The organism is Labrys sp. F242 (assembly GCF_057813875.1).
This window is the reverse complement of record NZ_JBVASG010000006.1, coordinates 105,783-130,328: the sequence shown is the minus strand read 5'-3', so window position 1 is coordinate 130,328 and position 24,546 is coordinate 105,783. Positions and strand designations below refer to the sequence as shown.

The 24,546-nt window shown below is 62.4% G+C and carries 23 protein-coding genes; 9 read left to right on the top strand and 14 right to left on the bottom strand.

Features of this window, described 5'->3' with window-relative positions:
- Positions 1-227: 227 nt before the first annotated feature.
- Positions 228-1,712: a mannitol dehydrogenase family protein gene (locus ACZYTC_RS28940; RefSeq protein WP_488991168.1), complete on the top strand. Its 1,485-nt coding sequence runs from the start codon at positions 228-230 to the stop codon at positions 1,710-1,712.
- Between the two features lie 218 nt (positions 1,713-1,930).
- On the opposite strand, the gene ACZYTC_RS28935 is transcribed toward ACZYTC_RS28940, so the two are convergent.
- From ACZYTC_RS28935 to ACZYTC_RS28885, 11 genes are all read right to left on the bottom strand, one after another.
- Positions 1,931-3,556, bottom strand: coding sequence for a mucoidy inhibitor MuiA family protein (locus tag ACZYTC_RS28935; protein WP_488991167.1), 1,626 nt, complete (start codon positions 3,554-3,556; stop codon positions 1,931-1,933).
- 184 nt (positions 3,557-3,740) lie between these two features.
- Positions 3,741-4,598: a type 1 glutamine amidotransferase gene (locus tag ACZYTC_RS28930; RefSeq protein ID WP_434959878.1), complete on the bottom strand. Its 858-nt coding sequence runs from the start codon at positions 4,596-4,598 to the stop codon at positions 3,741-3,743.
- A 165-nt stretch (positions 4,599-4,763) separates the two neighbouring features.
- Positions 4,764-5,105: an ADP-ribosylation/crystallin J1 gene (locus tag ACZYTC_RS28925; RefSeq protein WP_488991280.1), complete on the bottom strand. Its 342-nt coding sequence runs from the start codon at positions 5,103-5,105 to the stop codon at positions 4,764-4,766.
- Positions 5,106-5,178: 73 nt separating this feature from the next.
- Positions 5,179-6,768 (bottom strand): phosphoglycerate dehydrogenase, encoded by a 1,590-nt coding sequence (serA, locus tag ACZYTC_RS28920; RefSeq protein ID WP_488991166.1) that lies wholly within the window; start codon positions 6,766-6,768, stop codon positions 5,179-5,181.
- A gap of 115 nt (positions 6,769-6,883) precedes the next feature.
- Positions 6,884-8,050, bottom strand: coding sequence for a phosphoserine transaminase (locus ACZYTC_RS28915; protein WP_488991165.1), 1,167 nt, complete (start codon positions 8,048-8,050; stop codon positions 6,884-6,886).
- A gap of 179 nt (positions 8,051-8,229) precedes the next feature.
- A complete protein-coding gene (locus ACZYTC_RS28910) occupies positions 8,230-8,583 on the bottom strand; it encodes a cupin domain-containing protein (protein ID WP_488991164.1) in 354 nt (117 codons plus the stop codon).
- A gap of 92 nt (positions 8,584-8,675) precedes the next feature.
- Entirely contained in the window at positions 8,676-9,596 is a 921-nt protein-coding gene (locus tag ACZYTC_RS28905; RefSeq protein ID WP_434959874.1) for a carbohydrate ABC transporter permease, read from the bottom strand.
- Between the two features lie 16 nt (positions 9,597-9,612).
- A complete protein-coding gene (locus tag ACZYTC_RS28900; protein ID WP_434959873.1) occupies positions 9,613-10,719 on the bottom strand; it encodes a carbohydrate ABC transporter permease in 1,107 nt (368 codons plus the stop codon).
- 219 nt (positions 10,720-10,938) lie between these two features.
- Positions 10,939-12,609: a substrate-binding domain-containing protein gene (locus tag ACZYTC_RS28895; protein ID WP_434959872.1), complete on the bottom strand. Its 1,671-nt coding sequence runs from the start codon at positions 12,607-12,609 to the stop codon at positions 10,939-10,941.
- Positions 12,610-12,849: 240 nt separating this feature from the next.
- Positions 12,850-13,911 (bottom strand): ABC transporter ATP-binding protein, encoded by a 1,062-nt coding sequence (locus ACZYTC_RS28890; RefSeq protein ID WP_441771539.1) that lies wholly within the window; start codon positions 13,909-13,911, stop codon positions 12,850-12,852.
- 154 nt (positions 13,912-14,065) lie between these two features.
- Entirely contained in the window at positions 14,066-15,877 is a 1,812-nt protein-coding gene (locus tag ACZYTC_RS28885; RefSeq protein WP_488991163.1) for an amidohydrolase, read from the bottom strand.
- Positions 15,878-15,970: 93 nt separating this feature from the next.
- Between ACZYTC_RS28885 and ACZYTC_RS28880 the strand changes: the two genes are divergently transcribed.
- The 4 genes from ACZYTC_RS28880 (at position 15,971) to ACZYTC_RS28865 (ending at position 18,924) form a co-directional block, all read left to right on the top strand.
- Positions 15,971-16,921: an ABC transporter ATP-binding protein gene (locus ACZYTC_RS28880; RefSeq protein WP_488991162.1), complete on the top strand. Its 951-nt coding sequence runs from the start codon at positions 15,971-15,973 to the stop codon at positions 16,919-16,921.
- A complete protein-coding gene (locus ACZYTC_RS28875; RefSeq protein WP_434959868.1) occupies positions 16,921-17,682 on the top strand; it encodes an ABC transporter permease in 762 nt (253 codons plus the stop codon). The genes ACZYTC_RS28880 and ACZYTC_RS28875 overlap by 1 nt, the downstream gene beginning before the upstream one ends.
- 66 nt (positions 17,683-17,748) lie before the next feature.
- A complete protein-coding gene (locus tag ACZYTC_RS28870; RefSeq protein ID WP_488991161.1) occupies positions 17,749-18,303 on the top strand; it encodes a GNAT family N-acetyltransferase in 555 nt (184 codons plus the stop codon).
- 141 nt (positions 18,304-18,444) lie between these two features.
- Positions 18,445-18,924 carry a GFA family protein gene (locus tag ACZYTC_RS28865; RefSeq protein WP_441771535.1) on the top strand — a complete coding sequence of 160 codons (480 nt, stop codon included), beginning with the start codon at positions 18,445-18,447 and terminating at the stop codon, positions 18,922-18,924.
- Positions 18,925-19,049: 125 nt separating this feature from the next.
- Here the strand turns inward: ACZYTC_RS28865 and ACZYTC_RS28860 are convergent, their stop codons facing one another.
- Positions 19,050-19,511, bottom strand: coding sequence for a cupin domain-containing protein (locus ACZYTC_RS28860; RefSeq protein WP_434959865.1), 462 nt, complete (start codon positions 19,509-19,511; stop codon positions 19,050-19,052).
- Positions 19,512-19,946: 435 nt separating this feature from the next.
- Between ACZYTC_RS28860 and ACZYTC_RS28855 the strand changes: the two genes are divergently transcribed.
- Entirely contained in the window at positions 19,947-20,768 is an 822-nt protein-coding gene (locus ACZYTC_RS28855) for an aminoglycoside adenylyltransferase domain-containing protein (RefSeq protein ID WP_488991160.1), read from the top strand.
- A 286-nt stretch (positions 20,769-21,054) separates the two neighbouring features.
- On the top strand, positions 21,055-21,264 hold the full coding sequence (locus ACZYTC_RS28850; protein ID WP_149250444.1) for a cold-shock protein: 210 nt from the start codon (positions 21,055-21,057) through the stop codon (positions 21,262-21,264).
- A gap of 309 nt (positions 21,265-21,573) precedes the next feature.
- Here the strand turns inward: ACZYTC_RS28850 and ACZYTC_RS28845 are convergent, their stop codons facing one another.
- Positions 21,574-21,951 (bottom strand): hypothetical protein, encoded by a 378-nt coding sequence (locus ACZYTC_RS28845; RefSeq protein WP_434959863.1) that lies wholly within the window; start codon positions 21,949-21,951, stop codon positions 21,574-21,576.
- Positions 21,952-23,128: 1,177 nt separating this feature from the next.
- A complete protein-coding gene (locus ACZYTC_RS28840) occupies positions 23,129-23,377 on the bottom strand; it encodes a hypothetical protein (protein ID WP_434959862.1) in 249 nt (82 codons plus the stop codon).
- Between the two features lie 563 nt (positions 23,378-23,940).
- Between ACZYTC_RS28840 and ACZYTC_RS28835 the strand changes: the two genes are divergently transcribed.
- Together ACZYTC_RS28835 and ACZYTC_RS28830 are read left to right on the top strand one after the other, a co-directional pair.
- Entirely contained in the window at positions 23,941-24,147 is a 207-nt protein-coding gene (locus ACZYTC_RS28835; RefSeq protein WP_488991159.1) for a hypothetical protein, read from the top strand.
- Positions 24,148-24,235: 88 nt separating this feature from the next.
- Complete coding sequence (locus ACZYTC_RS28830) at positions 24,236-24,436, top strand: hypothetical protein (RefSeq protein WP_434959860.1); 201 nt, start codon at positions 24,236-24,238, stop codon at positions 24,434-24,436.
- Positions 24,437-24,546: the final 110 nt, after the last annotated feature.

Below are 24,546 nucleotides of genomic sequence, written 5' to 3'. Positions count from 1 at the left end.
AAACGCTGGTTTGCCCTAGTTCTTTGCTTGAACGCATCTTTGCGATTCTTGGTGATTCCACCAAATCGCAAAACGCTACGGCCGGACGAGAACAGGAGGGGCAGCCCCGTTCCCGATCCGGGATCCACCAACCCCAGCATGGAGGCTCGGGCAGGCTCGTCTTGCCGGCTCGACCTCACGTCAGACGGCGCCGGGTCGCGGCTGCCGCCGCCATCATGGAGACGATCTTGAAGAAGCTTTCCTTGAAAACCCTTGGAAACCTCGGCGCTGCCATCGCCGTTCCCGGGTATGATCGTTCCGCCGTGCGCCCGGGTATCGTGCATTTCGGCCTCGGCAATTTCCATCGGGTCCACCAGGCCGTCTATGTCGATCGCTGCCTGCATCGGCCCGGCAATGAGGGCTGGGGCATCTGCGGCGTCGAGTTGATCGACGCCCCGGCCACCCGTGCCAAGGCCGAGGCCTATCGTGGCCAGGACTGCCTCTATACCGTCACCGAATATGCACCCGACGGTTCGGCGAACACTCGGGTTGTTGGAGCCATGGTGGATTATCTGCATGCGCCCGACGATCCCGAAGCGGTGCTGATGCGCCTCACCCATGCCGATACCCGCATCGCCTCGCTGACGATCACGGAGGGCGGCTATAATCTCGACGAGACCACCGGTGTGTTCAAGCTCGATACCCCGGAGGTCGCCCTCGACCTGGCCGGTGGCGCCCCGCGCACGGCTTTCGGTTTCATCGTCGAGGCCTTGCGCCGCCGGCGCGAGCAGGGGACAGGACCTTTCACGGTGATGTCCTGCGACAATCTCCGGCACAATGGCGATACGGCGCGCAAGGCGATCGTTTCCTTCGCCCGCGCCCGTGATGCCGGACTCGCGGCCTGGATCGAAGCCGAGGTCGACTTCCCCAACTCGATGGTCGATCGCATCGCGCCCCAGATCCCGCCCGAGGTGAAGGATCGCCTCAACCAGCGCAGCGGTATCGACGACGCCGTGCCGGCCTTGGGTGAAACCTTCAGCCAATGGGTATTGGAGGACGACTTCCGCGCCGGACGCCCGCCTTTCGAGGAAGTCGGGGTGGAAATGCGCGACGACGTGCCGACCTTCGAATTCATGAAGGGGCGCATGCTCAACGCTTCGCACATCCTGCTCGCCATGCCCGGCATTCTCATGGGCTATCGCATCGTGCATGAGGCGCTCGGCGACAAGCGCCTCCATCGGTTGCTCGAGACTTTCCTCGACCGCGATGCCATTCCACGCATCGAGGGGCCGAAGGGCGTTTCGCTGGAGGACTACAAGAACGCGGTACTCGAGCGCTTCTCGAATCCAGCGATCAACGATCAGTTGCTGCGCATCGCTTTCGACACCACGGCCAAGATCCCGGTCTTCCACTCCAGGACGCTGGAGATGCTGCTGGCCGACGGCGGCGATCTCCGGCGCGAAGCCTTTTTCCTTGCCTGTTTCGGGGCCTATCTGACCGGCAAGGACGACAGGGGCGAGGCGTTTGATGTGGTGGAGCCGCGCCTCAGCGAGCAAGATTGGGAGCTCGTCCGCGGCGGCAATCCGCTCGACCTCCTGCGCACCAGCCCCTTCGCCAAGCTTGGCCTTGCCGAGCATATGGCATTCGCCAAGCTCTATGCCGGCTATGTCGCCTCCATCCAGGCGACCTCCGCCGGCCAGACCCTGGACGCGCTGCTGGTCGAGACGGCGTGAGAGGAAATTATGGCGTCCTCCTTCTGCCCTTGCGGGACCTGGCACTTCCAGCGGAAGTGCCTTGGGTCCTGGCAAGGGGATGAGAGGGTGTCAGCTCGTCCTCTGCAAAGTGGTGTATCTCCCCTCATCCGCCCCTTCGGGGCACCCGGTCCACTCCAAGTGGAGTGGACGATACCCACAAGGGGAGAAGGCTGGTCCGCGCTCTATTCTTATAGGGCTCAATCCAGGTTGATCGTTTCCGCGCCCGGCCAGGTGACCTTGTAGCCGAAATTGATATCCTTGGTGGCACCAGCGGCGAGATCCACCGTCCATACCAGCACGCCGCGACGATTGTCGGCATCGCGCTGGGTCGGCGGGGTCGTCTGGGCTGAGGCCTCCACCTTGATGTCCTTGTTTTCGGCCACCGGCAGGGCTTCCTCGATCGAGAGCTTGATGGCGTTGGGGCGGCCATTGCGCAGGCTGATCTTGTAGTCGCGCCTTTCGCTGGTGGTGGGGCGGGTGATGCCGGTATTGCTTTCCACCTTGCGCGTCACGGCCCGTTCCACCTTGATGCGATCGTCGGCGCCGAAACCGAGGCGGACGGGTTCTCCCTTGGTGGCGAGCGGCATGGCGGTCTGGCCGGCATAGAGGCCGTCACGATAGATCGAGACGGAACCCGGGAAGAGCGGCGTGTCCTCGCCGTTGCTGAAACTGGCTTCGAGGAAGGCCGTCTGCTGCAGGGAGGGCACGGCTCGCGCCACGATGTCCGGGGTGAGCTTGGCGGAGGCGAGACGCAGCGCCTTCGAGCCGGGGCCCGAGGGCACGCTGGCGCGGGCGGGAAGGGTCCACACGCTCTGGTAGCCGGCCGTGTTCAATTTCGCCTCGGTTTCCCGTCCCGGCCTCGGTTGGGCTTGCTTTGCCACGGCAGCCGGCGGCGCTGGGCGCGCCTCGCTCTCTTCAGCGCGATTGCGGGCCAGGGCGTCGACCGGCAGTGCAAAATAGTCGGGTTGGAAATTGAGGACATAGCTGGCGAGTTTGGGAGGCGCGGCGCCCGAAGTGGCTCGGGCGGTCGAGATGGTGAGCGCAACGTCGCTCCAATCTTCGCCGGTCGCTTGCGTGACCTTGGCTCGCCTGACGAGTTCGAGCTCACCCTTCTCGCTGTCGAGCCGGGCATCGTAGAGCGGTGACCAGCCGGCATTGCCGATCAGATAGGAGACGGCGATGCGGCCTTTCGCGGCCTGCTCGGCATTGACTGAGAGGCGAAGTTGCGTGCGCTTCTGGCCCTCCGGGCGGCCGTCGCGCTGGCTCTGGAGCTTGGCGATCTCCTCGTCGAGGTCGCGGATCTTGACGGCATTCTGGCGTAGCGCCTCGTTGACCTCCGTCATATCGTCGCCGACCGCATTCCAGGCACCGCGCAGGGCGGTGACATTGCTGCCTTCCTTTGTGGCATTGAAGGTGGCGCCATTGGCAAAACGCTCGATGAGGCCGCGCTTGGCCAGCAGAGCCTTGCCGATCCCGGCAAGGCCTTCGCGCTTGTCCTTGAGATCGCGCAGGGCCCCGGTGGCATCGGGAACGGGACCGTCAAGCAGAGCGTCGGCGAGATCGGTTCCCGAGAGCGAGACGCCGGCGGCCTCGCGCATGTCGGCACGGATCGAGGCGGCATCGAGACCGACGGGCAGGTCCTTGGTAACCAGCACGGTTTCGCCTGCCGGAATGTCGAACTCGATGATGCGCGTCACCGTCGCGCCGTCGGGATAGACAGCCACGGCATCGATCTTCGACTGCACCCCCAGATCTCCCGCGAAGACCGGTGTGGTGCCCAGTAGCAGAAAGGCAGTAAGAGCGAGGCGAGGGACGGCGGACATGACGGATCTCCATTGCGGGACCGCCATGGGAAAGCAGGATTGCGGCGCGATGGCGGCCGCAACGTTAGGCTGTATCGACGGGAACAAGGGCGCCGGAAGCATGGTGTGCCGATCAGGAGATCGGCACACCAAAGTTGCATTGCGATCGGAGACACAGCACCGATCGCAATGCGGTAATTTCAGGTCAGCCGCGACCGCGCTCGGAAATCACCGGCTTCACGCGCAGCTCGATGAAGTTTTCGATCTCCCTCAGCCGGCGGCGGGCGTCGAGGATGTCGGGGCCGATGCCGTAGCGCCAGGAAATATCGGTGCGGCGCTTGTCGGAGACCAGCGCCTCCAGATCGGCCACCCAGCGATCAACAGCCTCGTCGTCGCGGAAGAAGCCTTCGGCGAGCAAAGTCGGCTTGTAGCGCCGCATGATCACCGTCAACTCGTTGAGCGAGAATTCGGGATGGTACTGGATGCCCCAGAAGCGGCCGCCGTCATGGCTGATGTCAACAGCCTGCACGTCGCTCACCGCATTGCTGGCGAGCACAATGGCGCCCTCGGGCAGGGCTTCGACTTCGTCGCCATGCACGCAGGGGCTGGTGAAAACAGGTGCCTTACCGGTGTAGAGAGGGTGGTCGCGTCCCTCGGCGGTCAGCGTGATGTCGCGCGCGATGCCGACCTCGCGACCCTTGGGATTGGCCCGCACCGAACCGCCGGCGGCGACGGTGGCGACCTGCAGGCCCCAGCAAGAGCCGAAGAAGGGCGTGCCGGATTTGTAGACCTCGCGGGCCAGTTCGACCTGGCGCATCGATTCCGGCTCGGCCTTCCAGATGTTGAGGCCGGAGCCGGTGATGACGACGCCGTCATAGCTTTCCAGGCCTGCGGCATCTGGCAGGTTGGTGCCTTCGTCGGCGGGCATCGCGATGTCGCAGACTGCATCCGGTGCGAGGCTCTTCAGCACTGCCGCATAGGATTCCGACGGCGTAAGGCCGTAGGTCGCGCGGTGACGTTCACGCGCTGCACGGACATTGCCTTCGACGACGAGGAGACGCATCGCTCACCTGTGATCACATTTTGCCGCGACCGGGTTTAGCAGTCCGCGGGCCGGCGGGAAAGAGTAATGATCCATACAAGATGGGGATTGGGGCGGCAAAATGAAGCGTTTGGTATGCGTGCATCGAACATTTCTCGGCACGAACCCGCCTGAGCGGGGCTTCGCTCAGGGAAAGGAGTCGACGATTTCGATTCCACCAACGATGGCGGCATTGAAGGCGGGAAGATCCTCCGCCGGGATCCAGTATTCCTGATGATCCTTGCCGCCGGCATCCTGGATCGCATAGCGTTCAAGGAAGGTCTGGTCGACTTCAAAACGGGTCACGAAGCCGGACCCGCTGGCCGGCACATTCCAGTCTCGCGCTATTTTCACGGCATAGGCCCGCGTCGTTACCGGATAGAAAATGGGCTGATCGGGCAGGCGCGGAGGAAACGTCTTCATGCCGCTCGCTTGGATCAGCCCCAATTCCGCCGGACCGACGGGACGCCACAATGTTACCCCAGCCATGTCGTCCCCATCCTTGCCGGTGCCCCCGTTCAACACAGTGGGCACCGGCCGATCGTAGATGGCTATTGTAGCCTCAGAAGGTCAGCGCCTTCACCTGCACCACGTTCGGGATGGTGTTGATTTCCTTGAGCAGGGTTTCGCTCACCACCTGGTCGATACCGACCAGGGCGATGGCATTGCCGCCCTCGAAATCGCGCCCGAACTGCATATGGGCGATGTTGATGCCGTTCTCGCCGAGCAGCGTGCCGATGCGGCCGATGAAGCCGGGGCGATCATGGTTGGTGATGTAGAGCATGCGCGGCAGGAGGTCCGCCTCCACATTGATGCCCTTGATCTGCACGATGCGCGGCTTGGTGCCGGCGATGATGGTGCCGGCCACGGCTCGGGTCAGGTTCTCGGTCTCGACCTCGAGCGTGATCAGGCTGTCGTGGTCGCCCGTCTTTTCGCGCGTGGTTTCCTCGATGACGATACCGCGTTCGCGCGCCACGCTGGGAGCAGCCACGATGTTGATGTCGGCCAGCGCGGGACGCAGCAGACCCGCCACCGCGGCGGAGGTGAGCGCCTTGATCTTCATATGGGCGACATCGCCCTCATAGACGATACGGATGGTCTTGATGTCGGTCTCGGTGAGCTGGCCGGCAAAGGAGCCGAGCTTTTCGGCAAGCGAGATATAGGGCTTCAGGCGCGGGGCCTCTTCCGCCGTGATCGAGGGGAAGTTGACGGCATTGGAGATGGCGCCGCGCAACAGATAGTCCGACATCTGTTCGGCGACCTGCAAGGCGACGTTCTCCTGGGCTTCCGAGGTGGAGGCGCCCAGATGCGGCGTGCAGATCACGTTGGGCAGACCGAACAGCGGGTTCGCCGTGGCCGGCTCCTCGATGAAGACATCGAAGGCAGCGCCACCGACATGGCCCGATTTCAGGAGCTCGGCCAGCGCCTCCTCGTCGACCAGGCCGCCGCGGGCGCAATTGATGATGCGCACGCCCCTGCGCGTCTTGGCCAGCGCCTCGCGCGACAGGATGTTCCGGGTCTGCGGCGTCATCGGCGTGTGCAGAGTGATGATTTCAGCGCGGGCGAGCAGGTCGTCGAGCTCGACCTTCTCGACGCCGAGCTCCAGCGCACGCTCGGCGCTCAGGAAGGGATCGAAGGCGATCACGCGCATCTTCAGGCCGACGGCGCGATCGGCGACGATCGAGCCGATATTGCCGCAGCCGATGATGCCGAGCACCTTGCCGGTGATCTCGACGCCCATGAAGCGGTTCTTCTCCCACTTGCCGGCCTGGGTGGAGGCGTCGGCGGCGGGAATCTCGCGGGCCAGCGCGAACATCATGGCGATGGCGTGCTCGGCGGTGGTGATGGAATTGCCGAAGGGCGTGTTCATGACGATCACGCCGCGGGCCGTGGCGGCCGGGATGTCGACATTGTCGACGCCGATGCCGGCGCGGCCGATCACCTTGAGATTGGTGGCCTTGGCGAGGATGGCGGCGGTGACCTTGGTGGCCGAGCGGATGGCGAGGCCGTCATAATTGCCGATGATCTCGGCGAGCTTGTCCTTGTCCTTGCCGAGAGCAGGCTGGAAATCGACCTCGATGCCGCGATCCTTGAAGATCTGGACGGCGGCGGGGGACAGGGCGTCGGAGATGAGAACCTTGGGGGCGGTCATGGGGAGGCTCCTGCGGAGCGCGGACATCTTGTCCGCATTTTGAAACGGAGAGGGTCCAAGGAAGAGCGGATATCACGACATGCCAGCATGTCGCTGAGATGTCCGCGCTCCAGTATCAGCCGAGTGTGGCGATCGCCTTGTGGAACGACCAGTCGAGCCAGGGCATCAGGGCCTCGACGTCGGCGGCCTCCACCGTGGCGCCGCACCAGATGCGCAGGCCCGGAGGGGCGTCGCGATAGGAGCCGATGTCGAGCCCGGCCTTCTCCGCCTCGATGGCCGAAGAAAGCGCCTTGGCGAAGGCAGCCTGTCCGTCCGGAGCGAGCGCCGTCACCCTCTCGTCCACCACCTTCAGGCACACCGAGGTGTTGGAGCGGGTGGCCGGATCCTTGGCCAGGAAGTCGATCCAGGGCGTCTTCTCGACGAAGCGCTCGATGGCGGCGAGGTTGGCGTCGGCGCGGGCGATCAGCCCGTCGAGACTGCCCGTGGCCTTGGCCCAGTTCAGCGCGTCGAGGTAATCCTCAACGCAGAGCATCGACGGCGTGTTGATGGTCTCGCCCTTGAAGATGCCCTCGATCAGCTTGCCGCCCTTGGTCAGGCGGAAGATCTTGGGCAGCGGCCAGGCCGGCGTATAGCTCTCCAGCCGGGCGACGGCACGAGGGGAGAGGACGAGCATGCCATGGGCAGCCTCGCCGCCGAGGGCCTTCTGCCAGGAGAAGGTCGTAACGTCGAGCTTGGCCCAGTCGAGGCGCTGGGCGAAGGCGGCCGAGGTGGCATCGCAGATGGTGAGGCCTTCACGATCGGCCGGGATCCAGTCGGCGTTCGGTACGCGCACGCCGGAGGTGGTGCCGTTCCAGGTGAAGACGATGTCGCGATTCCTGGCGTCGATCTCGCGGAAGTCGACGATATCGCCATAACCGGCCTTGAAGATGCGGGCATCTTCAAGCTTCAGCTGCTTGACGACGTCGGTGACCCATTCGGCACCGAAGGATTCCCAGGCCACCACGTCGACGCCGCGTGCGCCGAGCAGCGACCACAGCGCCATCTCGACAGCACCCGTGTCGGAAGCCGGCACGATGCCGATGCGGTAGTCGGCCGGCACGCCGAGCACGTCACGGGTCAGTTCGATCGCCTGTTCCAGCTTGGTCTTGCCAAGCTTCGCACGATGCGAACGGCCGAGGGCGGCGGATTTGAGGGAGTCGGGGCTCCATCCGGGGCGCTTGGCGCAGGGGCCGGACGAAAAGTTGACTACAGCGGGCTTGGCCGCTGGCACTGGTAGTGTCATCGCGATGTCTCCATCCTCGCAGATGGGCGTTCCTCGTTGGGGAGGAATGTCCCGCAGCCCGTATGCGCTGCGGCGAGGATGGCGTCAAGAGACTTTTGATGGTCGGATACAGGAAACTTTGACGTAAGCCTTTCGACGGCGCGGCCGTGGCAGAAACGCCGCGGCCGCGCCTGGTATTGTCAGACCTGCACCACGAAATGCTTCAGCACGGGCTTGGTGATCTCCCACACGCCCTTGAAGTCGGCCTCGATGACGAAGGCGTCGCCGGGACGGAGCGTGACCGCCTCGCCGCCGTCGGGCGTGATGATGATCTCGCCCTCGATGAGATGGACGAACTCATAGGCCGAATAGGTGGCGTGATAGGTGCCCGGTGTCGCCGCCCAGGTGCCGGAAATGATCTTTCCATCCGCCGAGGTGTGCTGCACCCAGGTCTTCATCGTCGGCGAGCCGGCGCGCACGACCCAACCTTCGAGGTCCGTGGTGATGGGGTCGGCGCCGGGAGCGGGAAACTTGAAAACGGTGGGATGGGCCAAATCGATTACTCCTGTTGTGGATGGTCGGAAGCTACCAGACCACCGGTGACGCCCTTATCGCAAAGCGACGGATTTCGGCCGGGCACTGCCCGTCACTTCACCGAGCCGGCCGTCAAGCCCTTGACGATGTAGCGCTCCAGGAAGATGCCGATCAAAGCGAGCGGGGCGATCGCCGTGGTGGCGAGCGCGGCCATCGACCACCAGTTGATGCCCTGCGAGCCGGTCTGGCTCGCCACCATCACCGGCAGGGTCTTGGCATCCGAGGAGGTCAGCAAGGCTGCGAAGAAATATTCGTTCCAGGTCAGCACCAGCGCGAGGATGAAGGCCGCTACCATCCCGGGCAGGGCGATCGGCAGGATGATGTGCCAGAAGGCGCCCCAGAGCGACAGGCCGTCGACCAAAGCGGCTTCGTCGAGTTCAGTGGGAATAGTGTCGAACTGGTCGCGCATGATCCAGATCACGATCGGCAGCACGGTGAGGGTGTAGAGCAGGATCAAGCCGATGCGGGTGTCGAGCAAAGCGAGCTCGCGGTAGAGCACCAGGAAGGGCAGGGCCAGCACCACCGGCGGCAGGATCAACTGAGACAGGAAGAAGAAGGAGATGTCGCGGTTGCGCATCCAGCCGAATTTGTACTGGAAGCGGCTGAGGCCATAGGCGGCCAGGGAGCCGATTACCACGGCGAGCAGCGAGGCGCCGAGCGAGGTGATCACGCTGTTCAAGAAGCGCGACAGGAATTCCGAGCGCACCGTCGAGGTCGAGCCGAGCGTATCAGGCGAAAGGCCGAGCGAGCGCCAGCCCTTCCAATCAGGCTGGAAGTCGAGCCAGGGAATGAGATGCCCCTGGGTGACATCAACAGCCGATTTCATCGAGGTGGTCAGCGTCCAGTAGATCGGAAACAGGCAGATGAAGGCCCAGGCGATCAGCGCGCCATAGATCAGCACGCGGCTGAGCACGGTGGTCAGGCGGAAGGCGGTGTCGCGGGGCGCGGCGGTCGGGATGGCTGTCGTCGTCATGTCGGTCTCTTCCCGGTCAACTGCTGCGCTGTATGAAGCGGTTGGCGACGTTCAAAAGCAGGGTGACGAAGACGATGATCGCCACCAGATAGAACATCGCCAGCATGGTGCCGTAGCCGACATTCGAGCGGTCCCGATACTCGCGGTAGATGAAGCTCGATACCGTGTCCGTTGCCCCGCCGGGCCCGCCGGAGGTGGTGTTGATCACGATATCGGCGAGCTTGAGCTTGAAGATGATGCGCAGCACGATCGCCGTGATCGAGACGGGCAGCATCAGGGGAAAGATCATCTCCTTGAACTGCTGCCAGCCGGAGGCACCGTCGATCTTGGAGGCTTCCATCACTTCCTTGGGCAGGGCCTGCAGGCCAGCCAGCAGCAGGATCATCAGGAAAGGAATCGAAACCCAGGCGTCCATAGCCTCGATCGAGAGGCGGGCGATCCAGGGATCGGTGAAGAAGGAGGGGCTCTTCCAGCCCAGTTCGCGCATCAGCTTGGCTACCGGGCCGTAGCGATATTCCATCATCGACTTGCCGACCATCCAGCTCACCGCCACGGGGCTGAGCATGAAAGGCAGGAGGAAGGCGACACGGAAGAATTTGCGGGCCTTGATCTCGGCGTTGAGCAGGAGGGCGAGGCCGAAGGCGATGGCATATTCCACCAGCACCATCAGCACGTAGAACACCATGTTGGCGAGGGCGTTCCAGAAATCGGCGTCGTGGAAGAGCGCGACGAGATTGTCGAGGCCGTTGAAGCGCTGGCCGGCGAAGGAGGAGAGGTTCCAGTCGGTCAGGGCGATGTAGAAGCCGAAAATGGTGGGGAAGATCACCATCGCCACGGTGAACAGCACGGCTGGCAGAATGAACAAAGCGCGCTCGCCCGCTTCCCCTCGCATCAGTACCTGCCCGACGCCGAGCGCCATCGACCACAGCACGAAGGCGTAGAGCACGGGCCGCCAATTGTCGAAGCCGAAAGCCAAGCCTTGTTTTTCATGCAGGAACTGCACCAGGGCGGCAACGACCAGGAGAACGGAGGCCAGGCCGATCAGCAGCCGGCCAAGCAGGATGCGGCTGCCTGAGATGGAGGAGGAGGCGCGTGTGGCGGTTGCAGACGAGGTCGGCGGCATCAGATCCCCAGGACGCGAAACGAGATTGAAAAGCGCGATTCCCGCCTTCTCCCCTCGCAGGAGAGGGTGGCGCGAAGCGCCGGATGAGGGGTGGCTCCGCCAGACTCAGGATTGGTCGTAAGACCCTTCATCCCCCTGCCGGGACCCAAGGCACTTTCATGGAAAGTGCCAGGTCCCGCAAGGGGAGAAGGTACCTTATCGGCGTGGGGGTGCTTAACCCTACAGTCCCAGCGAGGCCTTGTAGAGCTTGATCTGCTTCTCGCGGCCGATCTGGTCGGTCAGCTTTTCCCAGGCCGCGGCGATCTGGTCGGCGCCTTCCTGGGCCTTGAGCTGGCCGGCATAGATCTTGGCGAGGATGTCCTCGGCCAGGCTGTAATATTGGAAGATGCCGGGGATGCGCGGCTCGATCGCTCCGTTGGGGTGGTTGTAGGAGTTGAACTGCGAGTCGAGATAGTTGGAGATGAAGGTCTTGTCGTAACCGGCCGCCACCCACTCCTCGATATTGTGCTGGCTGTTGCGGTAGCACTGGAAGCCGGAGGGATAGACCGCCGTCCACAGCGCCAGGTCCTTGCCGCCGAGATGGGCGGCGGCGCTCCAGGCGGCCTTGTGCTTCTTTTCGTCCTTGTCGACGCGCGCCATCACATAGACGCCCCAGCCGAGATAGGCGAGGTTGGGTGCGAAGTTCGGGCCGCTTGCCAGCTTGTCCCACTTGCCGGTCTTGGCATTGTAGACATCGTCCGAGCCCGGCAGGATGTCGAAGCCGCATTTGTCGCCGATGACCGAGGAATCATTGGTCTTGGCGTTGGAACCGATATCGCCCCACCACACGCACATCGAGCCGGTGCCGCCGAGGAACTGTTGGAAGCCGGTGGTGTTGGGGTCGGCGTTGAGTTGGTCGGCGGGCTCGGAGGGTAGGGCGTCGAGCACGTCCTGGATGGCGCGCACCCAGGCCGGGTTGTTGATGCGCGGCTTCATGGTGTCGATATCGAACAGCCAGGCCTTGTCGTCGGGGTGCTTGGCATAGGCGGTGGCGCGGCTGCCGAGGAAATAGAAGCCGAAGCCGCCCCATGCCTTGCAGGCGTCGAGATAGCCATAGGCATCCTGGCCGTCGACCTGCTTGCCCTTGAGGAATTTGGTCACCGCCTGCACCTGCTGCCAGGTGCGGGGCGCTGCCCATTCGGTGGTGTTGCCGGCTTCCTTCCAGGCTTTGGCCAGGGCCTCGTCCTTGAAGTAGTCGGTGCGGTAGTTGAAATTGTGGGTGTCGCCGTCGATGGTGACGCGATACTGCTTGCCGTCCCAGGTGCCGACGGGCGGCTTGAGGTAGGAGACCAGATCGTCCATGTCGATCTGCTTCTTCACCCAGTCAGGCATTTCTGAAGCAAGGCCCTTGCCGCAGACGTCGCCTTCGAAGGGCGCCCCCATCTCGAGCAGGTCGAAATCGACCGTGCCTGTCGCGATGGCTTGTTGCAGCCGAGGGTTGTAGTCGGCCTGGGCGAGATCGATCCAGTTGATCTTGGCGCCGGTGTAGGCCTCCCAGGGCTTGAGGAAACCGCGGAACAGGAGGTTGTGCAGGTTCTGGTTGTTGAGCCCCATGAAGGAGAGCTCGACGCCCTTGAACTCGCCTTCCTTGATGGAGGCCTTGGTGGCGCTGAGGCAAAGTTCGCCGACCTTTTGCCAGTCCGCATCGGTGGGCGAACCCTTGCCGACCCCTGGGATCTGCAGGATCTTGGCGCGCAGGTCGCTGGCTTCGTCCGCCAGGGCCGGCTCGATGGCGGCGGTGACGCCCAGGCTGCCCATCGCAGCCAGAGCGCCGACGCTGGCGGCGCCCTTGAGCAGCCCGCGGCGGCTCGCCTGCAGGGCGAGGAGATTCTTGTAGTCTTCCGTTCTCACGTCGATTCTCCCGTTCTGAATGGCTTGTTTTATTCTTGGCTGTTTCGCAGCAGGGACGTTTCTTCGAACCGCTCCGACAACGCTTGGTTGTGGCGAAGTGTGCGGATGCTAGGAAGGCCTCGTTTGCTCGTCAACAAAAAGGTCAGACCATTCCGGGTGCACGGGCATCTTGCCCGTTCTTTTTCTGCAACGAGCGCGATCGCTCCAAGAACGGACGGGACGTCCGTGCACCCGGAAATCTCAGTTCAGCCTCAAACCGGTCTCGGCATCGAAAAGATGCACGGCGGCAAGATCGGGCTGGAGCGCCAGGATTTCGCCCGAGCCGGCCGTCACCCGTTCGCGGAAGACGCCGAGCACCCGCTGTTCGCCGAGCTGGGCGAAGACCTGGGTTTCGGCACCGGTGGGCTCCACCACGCTGATCCTGGCCTGCAGGCTGCCGCCGAGGGAAAAATGCTCGGGGCGGATGCCGTAGACGACACGCCGGCCCTCGCTCCCCGCCGGAACGGCTGATACGGGCAACTCCATGCCGTCATCGGTGACGAAGCGTGGCGTCGGGCTGGTTTCCAGCCGGCCCTTGATGAAATTCATGGCGGGCGAACCGATGAAGCCGGCAACGAACAGGTTTGCCGGCCGGTCATAGAGCTCGAGGGGTGAGCCGATCTGCTCGATGATGCCGTCATGCAGCACCACGATGCGATCGGCCATGGTCATGGCCTCGATCTGGTCGTGGGTGACATAGATGGTGGTGGTCTTCAAGCGTTGATGCAGTTCCTTGATCTCGGCGCGCATCTGCACGCGCAGTTTGGCGTCGAGATTGGAAAGCGGTTCATCGAACAGGAACACCTGGGGCGCGCGCACGATGGCACGGCCCATGGCAACGCGCTGGCGCTGGCCGCCGGAGAGCTGGCGTGGATAGCGCGCCAGATAGGGGCCGAGATCGAGGATCTCAGCCGCCCGTTTCACCCGTTCGTCGATCTCGGTCTTCGGCGTCTTCCGGATCTTGAGCGCGAAGCCCATGTTTTCGGCCACGGTCTTATGCGGGTAGAGCGCATAGCTCTGGAATACCATGGCGATGTCACGATCGCGCGGCGGCAGGTCGTTGACGAAGCGATCACCGATCTTGAGGCTTCCCTCGGTGATCGGCTCGAGGCCGGCGATCATGCGCAGCAGCGTGGACTTGCCGCAGCCGGAAGGCCCGACCAAGGTGACGAATTCGCCGTCCTCGATGCTGACAGACACGCCATGAATGACCTTCTGGGTGCCATAGGATTTCTTGACGTCGATGACATCAACGGAGGCCATGCGGCGGGGTTTCCTCTGCCTGGATTTGTCGGACGAAGATTGGTAGCCGAATGCTTCGCCATTCGGCAAGGTCGGTGCCATTCTTTCCCATGTGCGGGAGAGAATGGCACCATTCCCTGCGGGAGCTGCCTGGCTAATCCGCCACGACCGCCCCCTATTTGAACTCCTCTGCCCGATGAACTTCCTTGCCGCCGACCACCGTCAGCAGCACCTTGGTCTTGGAGACCTCCTCCGGCGCGATCTTGAGCGGATTGCGGTCGAGCACGATCAAATCGGCGAACTTGCCCGGCTCCAGCGAGCCGGTGACCTCGTCCTGATGCAGCTCATAGGCGGCGTCGATGGTGGCCGCCCTGAGCGCCTGGCCGATGGTCAGGCCGGGATCGGCATTGAGCCGGCCCGGATTGCTGGGGTCGCTGCGGGTGACGGCGATCTGGAAGGCATACCATTCGTTGAGCGGATCGACCGGCCAGTCGCTGCCGAAAGCGACGCGGGCGCCCGCCTTGTAGATCTGCCCATAGGGTTCGACGAAGGGCAGGCGCTTCGGCCCGGCCTGTTCCTTGATCGAGGCCACCTGGTCGGGCGAAGCCGCACCCCATTGGAAGGAGAGGACGGGAATGGCGCCGAGCTTGGCGAAACGCGGCAGGTCCGCCGGGTCGACCATTTCGTTATGCGCCAGCGCCGGCCGGATGTCCTTGCCGGGCACCTTGGCGCGCATCGCCTCGATCGCATTGAGCGTGACATGGACGGCGCCATCGCCATCGGTATGCAGATGGGGATCGATTCCCGCCTCGGCGAGGCCGATCAGCAAAGGCGAGAGGCGGTCGGGCGCGACATAGAGCGAACCGCTCACCGTGCCCGGCTGCCAGTCCGGCTTGTCGGCGTTGCCCTTGTTGACGAAGTAGGGAGCCAACGTATAGCCCGTCTGCGCCGGCGCCTGGATGACGCCGTCCATGAAGATCTTGGCGTTGCGCAGCGTGATACCCGGTTCTGGCCGCAGCGGTCCTTGATCGAAGCGAGCCGCGTAGTCGCTGACGGTCTTGACCAGGGCTTCGGCCGTCTGGTCGGTATCGGTAGCAATTTTCGGGGCCAGATGGGCACGCGCGGTCAGTTCGCCCCGCTTTTGCAAAGTGGCCCAGGCGTTCATCTCACCCGGCTCGGCCGCCGCTTCGAGGAAGCTGGTGATGCCACCCTTGCGCAGGGCGTCGAGGGCGGTGCGCCCGAAAGCGAGATTCTGCTCCGCCTCCTGTTCGGGCGAGAGCTTGGGCATCGCCGCCATCACCAGTGCGTCGCCGCCATCCTCCAGCATGCCCGTCGGCTCGCCGGCGGCGTCACGGACGATCTTGCCATCCTTGGGATCTGGCGTGTCCTTGCTAACCTTGGCGAGCGACAGGGCCCGGCTGTTGGCGAGCTTGGAGTGATAGTCGAAATTGATCACCAGGATGGGACGCTTGGTCTTGAGCCTGTCGATCTCGCCGCGGGCCATGTCGGTGCCTGCGGGCAGCATCTTCTGGCGGAACCAGTTGTTGACGATCAGGAAGTCATCGTCTCCCGCTTTGGTCTCCTGGTCGAGGCAAGCCTGGATGGCCGCCAGGGTCTGGTCCAGTGTGAGGGCGGCATAGGCGAGATTGCAGCCCGTCAGGCTCTTGCCGCCGCCGAGGGGATGCATGTGGCCGTCGATCAGGCCGGGCATGGCCATGCGCCCGCCGAGATCGATCACCTTGGTCTGTGGGCCGATATGGGGCTTGGCATCCCCGCTGCTGCCCACGAAGACGATGCGCCCTTCGCGCACGGCCAGGGCCCCGGCCACGCTGTCCTTGCTGTCCGCCGTATAGATCGTGCCGTTGAGATAAACCGTGTCGGCAGGGGCGCTCCCCTCGGCGCGGGCGCCCGCTGAGCCGAACACTGAAATCGCGGTGAAAGCCGCGCCGAACAAGCCTGCCTTCAGGCCATGGCTAACCATCTTCATTCCCCCTAAGACCCCTCCCACTCCGCACTATCTTTCAAGAAACATGGTTGCGCTTGGTTTGGAAAGGCGCCATTTCCCCGCAGGGAGGCAGTCATGAAAGCCAACAATTCACCGTCCGCTGCGGACGTCATCGTCGCGGTGTCCGGCGTCAGCAAGACCTACAAGTCCGGCTTCCAGGCCCTGAAAAGGATCGATCTCGACCTGCGCCGCGGCGAGATCTTCGCTTTGCTCGGCCCGAACGGGGCGGGCAAGACCACGCTGATCTCGATCATCTGCGGCATCGTCAATCCCTCGGGCGGCACGATCCGTGCCGACGGGTACGACATCGTCAGGGATTACAGGGCCGCCCGCACCAAGATCGGCCTGGTGCCGCAGGAACTGTCGACCGATGCCTTCGAGACGGTGTGGGCGACGGTGAATTTCTCGCGCGGCCTGTTCGGCAAGCCAGCCAACCCCGCCTTCCTGGAAAAGATCCTGCGCGACCTCTCGTTGTGGGAGAAGAAAGACAGCAAGATCATGGCATTGTCGGGCGGGATGAAGCGCCGCGTGATGATCGCCAAGGCGCTCTCGCACGAGCCGACCATTCTCTTCCTCGACGAGCCGACGGCGGGCGTCGACGTCGAGCTGCGCCGTGACATGTGGGAGATGGTGCGCGGACTGCGCGAGAACGGCGTGACCATCATCCTCACCACCCACTATATCGAGGAAGCCGAGGAGATGGCCGATCGCATCGGCGTGATCAACAAGGGCGAGATCATCCTGGTGGAGGACAAGGCCGAGCTGATGCGCAAGCTCGGCAAGAAGCAGCTCACCCTCAGCCTGCAGCAGCCTCTCGATGCGGTGCCGGCTGATCTCGCCGCCTATCGCCTCGATATCGCCGACAATGGCAACCAGCTCATCTACACCTTCGATGCCAAGGACGATCCGGAAGTGCTCTCGCGCCTGCTCCACGACGTCGGCGAAGCCGGCATCGGCTTCAAGGACCTGCAGACCAGCCAGTCCTCGCTCGAGGACATCTTCGTGAGCCTGGTGGGGGCGCACTGATGAACATTCACGCCATTCGCGCGATCTACGTCTTCGAGATGTCGCGCACCTTCCGCACGCTTCTGCAGTCGATCGCCTCGCCGGTGATCTCGACCTCGCTCTATTTCATCGTGTTCGGCTCGGCCATCGGCAGCCACATGCCCACGGTGGGCGGCGTGAATTACGGCGCCTTCATTGTGCCCGGCCTGGTCATGCTGGCGATCCTGACCGAAAGCATTTCCAACGCCTCCTTCGGCATCTACATGCCGAAATTCATCGGCACCATTTACGAGGTGCTGTCGGCCCCGGTCTCGGTGGTGGAGATCGTCATCGGCTATGTCGGCGCGGCGGCATCCAAATCCATCCTGCTGGGCTGCATCATCCTGATCACCGCCTGGCCCTTTTCGCATTATTCCATCCAGCACCCGTTCTGGATGCTGGCCTTTCTGGTGCTGACTTCGGTGACCTTCAGCCTGTTCGGCTTTCTCATCGGCATCTGGGCGGATGGCTGGGAAAAGCTGCAGATCGTGCCGACCCTGATCATCACGCCTCTGACCTTCCTGGGCGGCAGCTTCTATTCGATCAAGATGCTGCCTGACTTCTGGCAGGGGGTCAGCCATTCCAACCCGGTTCTTTATCTCGTCAGCGGTTTTCGCTGGAGTTTCTACGGTGTCTCGGATGTCGACTTCGGGCTCAGCCTCGGCATGACGCTGGTCTTCATGCTGCTGTGCCTGGTCGCGATCGCGGTGATCTTCCGTACCGGGTGGCGGATCAAGGTCTGACGGGGTTTCGGGCGCCGGTCGGCAGTGGCGTCACAGGGTGATTTCATAGAAGAGCGAGATTTTACGATGATTGAGACGCCGCGCCTGCTCTTGCGCAAGCCCGTTCTCGACGATTTCGAGCCCCATGCCGCCATGTGGGCCGAGCCCGAGGTCTACAGGCACATCTCGGGCAAGAAGCGCAGCCGGGAGGAGATGTGGCAGCGCTTTCTGCAGGCCCACGGTACCTGGCACTTCTTCGGCTTCGGTTATTTCTCGGTGATCGAGAAGGCGAGTGGCCGCTATCTCGGCATGACCGGCTTCCAGGACGCCATGCGCGACATCGAGCCGAGCCTGATGGGCTCGCTGGAAGCGGGCTGGGTGTTCGCCTCCCACGCCCATGGCCGGGGCATCGCCTTGGAGGCCAGCCGGGCGGCCTTCGACTGGGCGCGTGACGTGCATCCGGGCCGGAGGGTGACGGCGATCATCGCGCCGGAGAATGCCGCTTCTATCAGGATCGCCCGCAGGCTCGGGCTCGAGGCCGGTCCCGACGTCCGCTATCATGATTCCATCGTCACGCTGTTCGAGGGTTGGCTGGGAGAGGCCGATGCGAAAGGCAGCAGCGACGTAGAATCTGCTAGGTGACGAAGCCTGGGTTGCCGTGAGCTCCGGTCCTCGACATTCCCCCATTGGCGCAGTAGCAGGATGGCCAACCGTCGTAACCATGACGTGGCAAGGTGGTCTCAAATTTGAGACCTTCCGGGAATACCCACACGGAGCCAAACGATGCACATGATCGGAAGCTGTCGCTGCGAGCAGGTCCAGTTCGAGGTCACCGCGCCGCCCCTAATGACGATGGCGTGTCATTGCCGCGGCTGTCAGAAGATGACCGGCAGCGCCTTTTCGCTGAGTGCGGCAATTCCCACGGAAGGGTTTCGCGTGACCCGCGGGGAGCCGGTGATCGGCGGACTCCACGGCCCGTCACGACATTATTTCTGTCCGCATTGCAAGAGCTGGCTGTTCACCAGGCCTGAGGACCTGGACTTCTTCGTCAACATCCGCCCGACCATGCTGGCCGAGGCGGTGTGGACCGAGCCCTTCATCGAAACCTGTACGGCCGAGAAGCTCGCATGGGCATCGACGTCAGCCCGCCACAGCTATGCTGAATATCCGCCGCCGGAGATGTATCAGCCTCTGATGGCGGAATTTGCCGAGCAGGTTGCATCGTCACACGCGCAGGCAGGACAGCCTGATTCGGACGGCTGAAACGGCCGCCAGAGCCGGCTCGCGGAGCCCGCGTCCGCCTATCGTACCTCAGGGCCCGGCTTTGCACGGGTCCGAATGACGGCCGCCGGCCATCCTGTTCGCCCTCCCGGGAATGGTCCGACGGGTCAGGCCTTGGAATAGGGCGTGCCGTCCTTGTGCAGGAAGCGACCGTCGGAACTCGGGCTCATCATGTCGATGTCGGAGCAATAGATCACGTCGGCAGGCGAGCGTGAACCGATTTCGAGATAGACCGCCATGGCACCGGATCTGTTGATCATGTGATGGCCGTTGCCGGAGTCCTTGGGAAAGGCGGCGCAATCGCCGGCGCGCAGGATCGTTTCGCCGCCATCCTCGACGAGTATCAACTCGCCTTGCAGCACATAGACGAATTCGTCCTCGGCCGTATGCCAGTGACGTTGGCTCGACCAGTTCCCCGGCGGCAGACGCATGAGATTGATGCCGAAATCCTGGAGGCGGCCGGCATCGCCGAGGCGTTGCCGCACCCGTTCGGCGCAAGGAGCATCGAAGGGTGGCGGGTAGCCCGAGCCTTGGTGCTCGGGGACGGCGACGAGGTCGATCTTGGGCATGGCAGGCTCCCGGTTGTCATGACAGTCTGGGCGGCGACGGCGGAAGAGCGATGATCATGTCCCTTCCGGCTTGGGAAACAAGGGCGAGCCCGTTTCGACCCGACGCCCCGCCAAGGGCGCCGGGCCGGGCGGTTCGGAGGGGACTAAGGGAATCCAGCTCATCGCCAAGAATCAGTGCAAACGCCTATACAGACTCGCCTCAGAACCTGATCGAAAAGTTGCCACCGGAGCCAAGAAAAGCCTCATTTTGCCATGCCCGGGTTTCGACCCGAGCATTCAGGCACCACTGCGCGTCGAGAGGGCAGCTCTGGATTTACACCGGACAACTTGTTCGGTGTGGGACAAACCCGATGGTGGCAAAAGTCGAGGTCTCCGCGGCTTTTTGATCAATTTCTCAAGCCAGTCGATACCATCGGCGGCGAGACAGGGAGGTCATTGCGGGACATCTCCGGTTCGAGTTCGAAGGATGTCGAGGAGACGCTGCGTTCCTATCTCGATGAAGTCGTCGCTGCGCTGAGGGGGGCGCTGGCAGACAGGCTCTCGGCCATCATCCTGCACGGTTCGCTGGCCACGGGCAGTTTCCGCATGCCCAAGAGCGACGTGGATCTTCTCGTCTTGGTGGAAGATCTGACGGTTGACGAGGCCGGCCTGCTGCATGCCGTTTTCGAACGCCTCCATCGCCGCAGGCCCTATGTCGGCGGCCTCGAGGGCAGCGTGATACGGGCTGATGACGCCAGATCACCGCGACATCCCTTGCCCTATCTGGTGCATTTCAGCGAGACCACCACCGCACCGCAATCGTGGTCCGGCGGCAGGCCGCCGACCGACGAAGATCTGATCGCGCATCTGACCGTCGCTAAATATCGCGGCGTCGGCCTGCATGGCCCACCTCCCTCGGAGGCGATCGGCGACCTCTCATGGGCCGACTATCTGGCCTCGGTATGGGGCGACATCGCCTGGATCCTGGAGGGGGAGAATATCCTCGCCTCGCCCTATTACGGCATTCTCAATCTCTGCCGCTGGGCGATGATGGCTGAGGCCGCGGATCACATCGTGCCGGGGAAGGAGGAAGCTGGCGAATGGGCCCTGACGCATTTGCCGGGGGGACACGGGGCTCTGGTCGCCCAGGCTCTTGCCGCCTACCGGGCCTCCGATTGGCCGCGGACACAGCGCGAAAGGCAATTGTCGGGCGGCCCCTGGCACCGCGAGCCACTCATCGCTTTTCGCGACTATATGCAGTCCACCCATGTGGCCTGAGCGACAAAGGGGATATAGGCCGGAACCGCGGATCGATCACGGGCTGCATCGAGACTGCCTATTCCAAGGCAGCGATCCCGGCGGTTACTTGCGGCGAGTTACTTATGCGCGTTACTTGCGGCTTGACGGACTCCGGCGCTCGGCGCACACTAAAACCGTCGATTTTGGCCGGTGACCTCGATCTTCAGTGGCCAATAAGCCCTTGAATCAAGCCAGCCTTCCACCGACGTGACTTGGCATAGTCCTCCACCTGGAAGGTGCGAAGGGAGTTCAAAAAGGGCACGATATGAGCACAGGTACTGTTAAGTGGTTCAACTCCACCAAGGGATATGGATTTATCCAGCCGGACGACGGAACACCCGACGTTTTCGTGCATGTGAGCGCTGTGGAGCGCGCTGGTCTGCGCGAGCTGGCTGAAGGTCAGAAGATCAGCTTCGAACTGGTTCGTGACCGCAAGACCGGCAAATCATCGGCCGGCGACCTCAGGGTGGGCTGACCCCGAAGCGTTTCGCGATGAGACGGAAACGCCTCCAATCGCAAAGACGCCCAAGCCGATCAAACGGATTGGCTTGGGAACAAGGAGCTAGAGCAACAAGCGTTCAGCCATGAATGTGCATTGCTCTAGGGGACGCCGCGGACGTTCGGTGGCATGGTCGTCTTCAACGACGGCTCATGATGCCGGGACTTCCGTGTGAGGCTTTCGCTCATCGACATTCGCGACGGGGAGTGCCGATCGGGTGAAAATTCTGCAACAAGGGCAGATACGATGCGGCGAGCCTCAAGCTCGTCCGCAAGCCTGCCTCCATCAAAGCTCAAGCATTTTCGTCTTCCAGATCTGCTTCGTTGAACGCTGAAATCCGATCCACGGGAGAATGGCGGCGGCAGTGCCACACCCATTCCAGAACACGATCGAATCATAGGGCAGAGGATGGGCATACATGTTTTTGGGATTGGCGATTTCGTCACCTTGAGGCTTGCTCCTGTCTGCGAGCAGGACAAGGCCTATGAAATCATCCGGCTTCTGCCTGCCGACGGCTTGGAGCCGGTTTATAGGATCAAGAGTCTCGGAGAGCCATTTGAGCGGACGGCTCGGCAGCGCGAACTGAACGCCATGAAGACGGCCGATCAGCTTAGTGTGTTGCCGCCTCACTGACGAGACGGCATGGAAAGGTCTTGTCGGCACTGGGCCTGCACGTGCGGGTTTTCATGCCCGCCTACAAGCCGGGTGCCTCATAAGTGCCGCCTATATCCATTGGCCTGAGGGGGCCGGCCGCAACAAACGGGCCTGCCGGTACGTGACCCGGCGGCCCTTAATCAGGAGCCCAATTTATCGTACATGCAGTTGCATATCTGATAGATGTCCTGCGCTGGTTGCAGGGATTCGCTCTCTCCCGGTGGGAACCGGCCAGGGGCGATGCGAACCACTGAGCCTCTGGTCGGAGCTCCCTTTCGTGCGAGACCGGCGCCTTTGTTGCGTTCCTTCCGTTTACAATGCCAAACGAACATCGGCCGGGATCCTGCGGAGCTCCGGCAACGGGGATCCGTCGTCGCGCCGGCTTGGACCTCGGTCAGCGTAGTCGAAAGAGCCCCGGTTGCCCTATCGGCCTCCGAGGTGGCCGCCTGCGCTCAAATCTGTGCGGGTTTGGACGCTCAAGTCTGACCGATGCCATGGGTTACTGTTGCCGCATCGTTTTTTTCCGAAAACCGGCGCCCACTTTTCGGCGCGATGTTCAGCCCCTGTGCGGTTGGGTCCTTGCCCGTCTTGGCTTCTTGCTGGATCGTAACGGTTTGACCACGGCGCCTACCTTGGGCTGAGAGGCTTCGCGCGCCAGCCGCAGGGCTTTGAGTCTGGCTATCTGTTCGTCGCGGGTGAGCGCGTCCGTATCAATCCTGAATCGGGCTGCCGTATCTATTGCCTCATGATTGGCAGCCCATTCATTCGGTCGCCCTTTGTCTTCACTCATGGCGTTTGCCTCCTTCCGTGAGGACATCAATTCCCCTCGCGAGGCTTTCGGAGAATGCGATCTTGACCATGTCTGATCCATATATCCGAAAGTCCTGGAGGGCATGGCAGACTCGCTCCCAGCCCTGCAACATGTGAAACGAGAAACGGGTGACCGGAGTTCAATGCTCGATCATTGCGTCGCCTGCAACGTTGGGGCTCCCTGCCGATGAGCGAGAGATCCGCGAGGCGGGTGACGGCAATCGCAATCTCGGCATGCTCCACCCGACTTCGGTCGCGGCTTTCACCAAGAAGAGATAGAGCGGCTCAATCTCAGCCTCGCATCGAAGAATCCGCCTGGAAACGCCGACCGTGGCGCCGGGTCCATTCAGCTTTTGATCTCCAAAGGGCCCAGCAGTCATGTGGCGCTCCAGGCCATGTCGACTGCAAGCACGGCATTGGCGTGCATGAGTTTCAACTCGCCGGACACTCTCGCCTTGCCGAGGCGGTCGTCGTTTCCATTAGACCAGCCATATCGATAGCTGGCGCTTCGATGTTTCAGTGAACGCGTCGGCTGTTTACCGCCGGCTTGCCATCCGTCCAGATAGCCCTGATTCTGTTCCCGCTCGAACTCCTCGGCATTGAAATGCACATTGTCGTTCGACATTTCGATCCTCCAGCAGTTTGGCGACCGCTCGTCTCGGCCAGCGAGATACAGAACAGGATGTAACGGAGAGAGCCAGCCACTCCTCAAGGGAGAAGGGCATCAATCCATGCTTGCAAGAATAGGGGCTGTCGCTTGAATGTCGCCGAGAGGTCGATCACGTAATAAAGGGTGATCGTTGCATGAATTGAACGGCGAAAATGGCAGCGTACAAAAATATGCAAAATTCAATGTTGATCACAGGCGTAACGATCAGAGGTCACAAGCTGAGAGATCAAATTGTCGAGAGGTATCATTCGCCAAGAACTGTAGCAGCTTTTGGGCGATGGGCCTACGATTATATTTATAGACGTGACTTCTTGAGGGGCCGATCGGATCACGGATTTCTCAATCTGAAGTGCAAGATCTCCTAGATGCGTGCAGCCTATGTCATGTAAAATTGACTAGGGGAATGACGCCAAGAAGCGCATTATGTCAGACATCATCGACACAGGCCTACCCAACAGGCGTCGATGGCGGAGCGGCCTCAATCCTCTCGCCTGCAACGGAATCGTTTGAGGCGCGACATGACTATCAAAGGCAATAAAACCATCGATCGGATGGATGACTCCGAGCGAGGGGAAAGCATCATCCATTTTACAGGACTTCTGGCCGCGGATGTGTTGGATGATCATCGCCTGGTTGTTGAAGAAATCCTGTCAAATTTACGGTTTGAGCAAATTAGAGATGCGATGAAAGCCGCACATCAGGCTGGGTCAGCGCCACGGCGGTGAAATTTTTTCGCAAGTGGAAGCGAATGCGAGCATCATATTTCAGTACAACCTGCCCGGCCCAGGATCTGCGCCGCAGGGGGACCTTATCGTGAGCAATATCGACCAGGGCTCGTCGCTGGACGAAGCAGAACGTCAGGCTACGACGATCAATGCCTATTGGGCCGAGCGCGGGCAATGCGCAGGAGCCCGGGCAGTGCCTGTCTATGACCACCGAGGTCGCTTTTTGTCTTATGGCGTTACCAGTGACCTGATTGTCTTTCCACGTAACCGTATCGAGGACAAGCGATAGTAGTTTCCAGGAAAGCTGATCGATTTTTGACTTAAGACATTAGGCAAAACAGGAAGTTGGCGGAAAAGCGCGATTGGGAGAAATCGCACGGTGCTCCGGAAAGAAGGCAG